The organism is Magnetococcales bacterium (assembly GCA_015231925.1).
Taxonomy (GTDB): Bacteria; Pseudomonadota; Magnetococcia; order Magnetococcales; family JADGAQ01; genus JADGAQ01.
Genome location: JADGAQ010000242.1, coordinates 1 through 5,192 on the forward strand (window position 1 = coordinate 1; position 5,192 = coordinate 5,192).

The 5,192-nt window shown below is 59.9% G+C and carries 5 protein-coding genes; all 5 read right to left on the reverse strand.

The annotated features are described in order from the left end of the window. Positions 1-361: 361 nt before the first annotated feature. Positions 362-727: a response regulator gene (locus HQL56_17950; GenBank protein ID MBF0311401.1), complete on the reverse strand. Its 366-nt coding sequence runs from the start codon at positions 725-727 to the stop codon at positions 362-364. 180 nt (positions 728-907) lie between these two features. Then, on the reverse strand, positions 908-1,390 hold the full coding sequence (locus HQL56_17955; GenBank protein MBF0311402.1) for a chemotaxis protein CheX: 483 nt from the start codon (positions 1,388-1,390) through the stop codon (positions 908-910). Positions 1,391-1,477: 87 nt separating this feature from the next. Continuing rightward, positions 1,478-1,954 carry a chemotaxis protein CheW gene (locus HQL56_17960; GenBank protein MBF0311403.1) on the reverse strand — a complete coding sequence of 159 codons (477 nt, stop codon included), beginning with the start codon at positions 1,952-1,954 and terminating at the stop codon, positions 1,478-1,480. A gap of 228 nt (positions 1,955-2,182) precedes the next feature. Then, a complete protein-coding gene (locus HQL56_17965; GenBank protein MBF0311404.1) occupies positions 2,183-4,159 on the reverse strand; it encodes a methyl-accepting chemotaxis protein in 1,977 nt (658 codons plus the stop codon). Between the two features lie 264 nt (positions 4,160-4,423). Next, the gene (locus tag HQL56_17970) at positions 4,424-4,921 is read right to left on the reverse strand and encodes a DUF3124 domain-containing protein (protein MBF0311405.1); all 498 of its coding nucleotides are present in this window, start codon (positions 4,919-4,921) and stop codon (positions 4,424-4,426) included. Positions 4,922-5,192 lie beyond the last annotated feature (271 nt).

The following is a 5,192-nucleotide window of genomic DNA, read 5'->3' on the forward strand; positions in this document are numbered from 1 at the left end:
CCGGGGGCGATAATCGCCCCCGGACCCCCGTATTAATGAACGAATGAAACAGAAACGGAATAAGTCTTGTGGGGATAATCCTCCCCGAATTCAATCCGAATAGTTAAAAAATTATACAAAAGATAATAACAAAAAAAAGGAACGTCAAAGGACAGAACATTTCCTTTTTTTGATAATTAGAAGATAAAATATTGAAAGGCAGAGGACTGTCGGCACGGGAAGGCCTCGGGGGGCTGCCCCCCGAACTCCCGTATTTATCTGAAATGGCGTGGTTGCCAGACGGAAACGACCAGGAAAGCCCAAGGGAGCATCCCCTCGGGAACCGCAGAACGCGCCGGGAAAAAACCGACGGCAGAAAACCCTATCCCAACACCTTCTTGATCACACCGATCAACTGCTCGGGCTTGAAGGGTTTGACAATCCATCCCGTCGCCCCGGCCTCCTTGCCCTCGGCCTTGCGCTCCGCCTGCGACTCCGTGGTCAACATCACGATCGGGGTGAACTTGAAGGCCGGCAAGGCCCGCAAGGCTTTGATGAGCGAAATGCCGTCCATGTTGGGCATGTTGAGGTCCGTCACCACCATATCCACCGGCGTGGTCTGCGCCTTTTTGAAGGCATCCTGACCATCCACGGCCTCAACGACCTCGTAGCCCGCCCCTTTCAAGGTCAGCCCCACCATCTGCCGCATGGAAGAGGAATCATCCACCGTCAAAATACGCTTTCCCACATCCCGCCTCCCTTGAACATACCGCCATTGTCACCTGCTAGGGCGTATAGACATTCACCATCTTTTGGTCCCTGGCCGCGTTGCAATCCGGTTCGGAATGCTCATGTAGAGGACTACACTCCGCTTCCTCACCGCCTTGCGCCTTGTCAGGAACCAAAATCTGACGATTGTCCACACGCCCTAGGCAACGGCCTGAAATACCTCGACGAAAAACGGACCCTTCTCGGTCCTGAAATAACACTTGATGGCGGCCAATTGCCGGGTATACGGCAACGCCATCGCCTCTCCGGCCCGAACCACCCTCGGTGGCGTCAAGGACATGTGATCGTCCAGACGACCCTTGACCGCCCCCGCCAGAATGTTGGCCAACTCGCCGAAACCATCTGCCGCCGTGGCGTCGAAACCGTCCATCGGTTCGCCCAAAAAAGCCTCTACCAATCCCGAAGCGGCATGGAACGGCGCCGAAACATGAACCCCCCCCTCCAGACCGCCTTCAAATCCGACGATGGCCGTTACATCCGCTTGCGGCGGCATATAGGCCACCTCTTCGGAGATGATCACCACCGGACCCGCTTCCACACCGATATCCGTTACAAAAAATGCCGCGCTGGTCTCCTCCATGGCCTCCTGGATGATGCGCGCCAACTCCTCATACTTCGACATAGCGTCTCCCTGATCTCCCGACCCCCTTCCGGGCCGCGTCAGGCCATAATCCGATGGTGTCCGCCGATTTCCGGGTCGGCCCGATTCTCAGGCAGCCGCCAGTCCGGCCAACTCCTCTTGAGAAAAGACCTTGTCCGTATCCAGCAGAATGGTGAAATGGTCCGCCTGCTTGCCCATGCCCATAATGAAATCCGTGCGAACGGAAAGACCGATCTTGGGCGGTTGCGCCACCTGATCCGGCTGCAACTCCAGAACCTCCTTCACCGAATCCGCCAAGGCGCCGATCACCGTCGTGCTGCCATCCCCGGCAGTCACTTCCAGAATGATGATGCAGGTATTGACCGTGCGCTCCCCCTCCGGCATGCCGAATTTCAAACGCAAATCCATCACCGGAACCACATGCCCCCGCAGGTTGATCACCCCGATCATCTCCATGGGGGCGTGGGGCATCTTGGTGATGGCGGTGAACTCCAACACCTCCCGGACTCGCGCAATATCGACGCCAAAAACCTCTTCGGCAAGGGTAAATGTCAAAAACTGCGTTGGCACCTCAAGAATCGCCATGATAAGACCTCCGCTCCCGGACCTGATGCCGTGGTTTTTTATAAGGGCCGCCGGGTGCTTTCCGCAGCGGCCTTGGGGGTGATCCGGATCGTTTTTCTTTTGATAATGAGGAAGTTATAAAAAAGAAAATCCGACCCGAAACCGACACAAGCGGTGTTGCAAACCCTTTAGCCCATTAAGGCTATCACAAAAGCCGGGGGAAAAGGGACAAAAATCGGCAACATCCATTCAGAAGCGGGCAAACTCATCGTCGCCCATATCGTCCCCGGAATCAACCTTTGCCGCGCGGGGAGGGGGCAATGCTTTGAGAGTTTTCCCGGCGGTGGTTTTTTTTGCCGGGAGCGCCGGCCCGGCTTTGCCCGCACGGGCCGACGCGGGAGGAGAGGCTTTCGGCTTGGGGGCGGAGCGGGGGCGTTCTTCATTCCCCGTTTTGAAGAAGGACATGGCCTGGGCCAGGCGGTCCGCCTGGGAGTTCAGCTCTTCCGCCGTGGCCGCCATCTCCTCGGAAGCGCCCGCGTTCTGCTGAATCACATGGTCCAGCTGCTGGATGGCGCTGTTGATCTGAGCGGCCCCCTGGTTCTGCTCCTGCGAGCCCCCGGTGATCTCCTTGACCAGCCCCGCCGTCTTCTGGATATCGGGCACCACCTGCCCGATGATGTGGCCCGCCTTCTCGGAAACCGCCACGCTGGAGGCGGAGAGGTGGCCGATTTCGCCCGCCGCGGTCTGACTGCGTTCCGCCAGCTTGCGCACCTCCGCCGCCACCACCGCGAAGCCCTTGCCGTGTTCCCCGGCCCGCGCCGCCTCGATGGCCGCGTTCAAGGCCAACAGATTGGTTTGTCGCGCGATCTCCTCGATGATGGAGATCTTGCTGGCAATCTCCTTCATGGCGTTCACCGCCTGGGTCACCGATTGCCCCCCTTCCGCCGCGTCCCGCGCCGCCTTTTCGGCGATGCCTTCCGTGGTGCGGGCGTTGTCGGTGTTCTGGGCGATATTGGCGGTCATCTGCTCCATGGCCGCCGAGGTCTCCTCGATCGAGGCCGCCTGGGAAACCGCTCCCTGGGAGAGGGACTGCGCCGCCTCCGCAAGCTCCCGGCTGCCCGAGGAGACGTTCTGCGTGGCTGTGCGCAACTCCGCGACGATGGTTCTCAATTTGGACGACATGTCCCCCATGGCGATCGACAACTGGCCGATCTCATCCTTCCGGTTCTGATGGCAGTTGATGGAGAGATCCCCTTCCGCCAGCCGGCCAAGAAGCGAGGAGCAGTTGGCCAGGGGGTTGGCGATGCTGTTGGCCATCATGACCGCGAGTCCCGCCAGCAGAGCCGTCATGCCCAGGGCCAGGAGGGCGTTGAAGCGCACCAGCGCCTCGATGGGCTCCCGCACCTCCGCCAGGTCGATCTCCGCCAACAGCGCCCAGCTCAACTCGCCCACCTTGACCGGTGCGAAGGAGGATAGCACCGGATTGCCGTTGTAATCGGTAATGATGCGGGCATCGCTGCCGCCGGACAGGGCCGCCTTGGAACCCTCGGTATCCACGCCGTTCTTTTCGATGGACCCGGCGAAAGAGGCCTTCACCGAATGGCCCGTCTTGTCCAGGAAGGAGTCGGAGCGCATGCGCTTGTCCGGTCCCACCAGATAGGTCTCCCCGGTTTTGCCCATGCCGTCCCGCTGCTGCATGACGGTGTTGATGGCCTCCAGCGACAGTTGCAGCGCCACCACGCCGACCTGTTTGCCATTCATCGACACCGGTGTGGCCACGAAGGCGGCGGGCTCCCCCTTGGAAGGGGCATAAGGCTCGAAATCCCCCACCGCCGGCTTGCCGGTGCGTATCGCCTGATCGTAGGCCTTGCCCAGGCTGCTGCCGCGCAGACCGCCCTTGATCAGATTCTGCCCCAGATCGCTCTCCCGGGCCTGGGTCCACACCACATCGCCGTCCACGGCAATGAGGAACAGGTCGTAATAGCCGTACTCCTTGACGAAGTGGTCCAGCCAGGCGGTATGCTCCCTGGACGCCGCCTCCCAGGCCGATCCGGTCGCCTTGCCGCCCTCCTTCTCGAAGACCTCTTCCATGGCCACCAGCGCCCGTTTGACATCGCCGCTCGCCGCCAGAACCTGCAAATCCCCGAACCGCTCCCCGAAGAATTTCTCGATCTGCCCCTTCTTGATGGCCCGTACCGCGTTCAACTGGTTGAAGGCGGTACGCATCAACTCATCCGTAGAGGCCCCTGTCGCAAAGATGGCTACGGAAAGCATGGGAACAAGTCCGCATAATACAAATAAAGCAATGAGCTTGGGGCGCATTTTGACGTCTTGCAGGCGCATTTCATCCTCCGCATAACGGTCAACCTGCCAAAGGGCAGAATCTCACTATTTATGGCGGAGTATAAACGAAACCCATTCACATTGCTATAAAAAGATACCGGAAAGGAAAATATAACTATTTCCGCAGTGAATGACTCGGAGGAGAGGTCAGGGAGTGGTTTCGGGGACGGGCAGGATCTCTTCGCCCCGGCTGGAGAAGGCCAAGGTGTGGTTGCCGAAGAAGTAGGCGTTGACCGATTCGGTGATGGGCGGATTGACGGCAAGGGGTGCTTTCCAGTCTACCACGAAGTTGGCCCCCGGTCCGCCACGGCGCTCCCTGTGTTCCACGAAATATTCCAAAGAGCCCATGGGGGCCAGGGTGACCGGTTCCTTGAGATAGTTGGTCAGCAGCTTGCCGGAGGTATCGTAGTAACGCACGCCGGTGATGGTCAGGTGGTGTTTGGCGTTGATGTTGCGGATGGAGAGCATGGAGGAGAGCAGCAGTTTGGAGGGAATGCCGTCGCTGTCCAGGTTGCCGTGCAGAATGTGGCTGTAAACCGGAACATAGAGGGTTTGGCCCGTGGAGAGACGGGGTTCCTCGGCACGGACGGTCTGGCAGAGGGTCAGCGCGACGAGAAGCAGCAGTGTCGGGGCAAGGCGAAACATGGGCGCTCCTTGGGGATGGTTACAGGCCTGGGCTTGTGGGGCTGCGGATTCGAAAGTCCCTGCTGCGTCTTGTCGGCACCTTCAAGGATGGGGAGGATGAGGCCCTCCCCTGGCCCCCTCCGGCGGTCCGCTGCAAAACAGTCAGGCCGTGCGGGAGATCGGCTGATGCGTTTTCCCTTGGTGCAGCGGACCGCTTACGGACACGTCAACGGATAAAACCTTGGGGCTCCGCCCCAAACCCCGCCGGGGGGGATAATCCCCCCCGGACCCC

Bases quoted from the DNA above. Each gene is read 5' to 3' on its own strand.
- HQL56_17955 (MBF0311402.1), bottom strand. From the start codon at position 1,390: ATGTCGAAGTATGAGGAGTTGGCGCGCATCATCCAGGAGGCCATGGAG.
- HQL56_17960 (MBF0311403.1), bottom strand. From the start codon at position 1,954: ATGGCGATTCTTGAGGTGCCAACGCAGTTTTTGACATTTACCCTTGCC.
- HQL56_17965 (MBF0311404.1), bottom strand. From the start codon at position 4,159: ATGCGTACCGCCTTCAACCAGTTGAACGCGGTACGGGCCATCAAGAAG.
- HQL56_17970 (MBF0311405.1), bottom strand. From the start codon at position 4,921: ATGTTTCGCCTTGCCCCGACACTGCTGCTTCTCGTCGCGCTGACCCTC.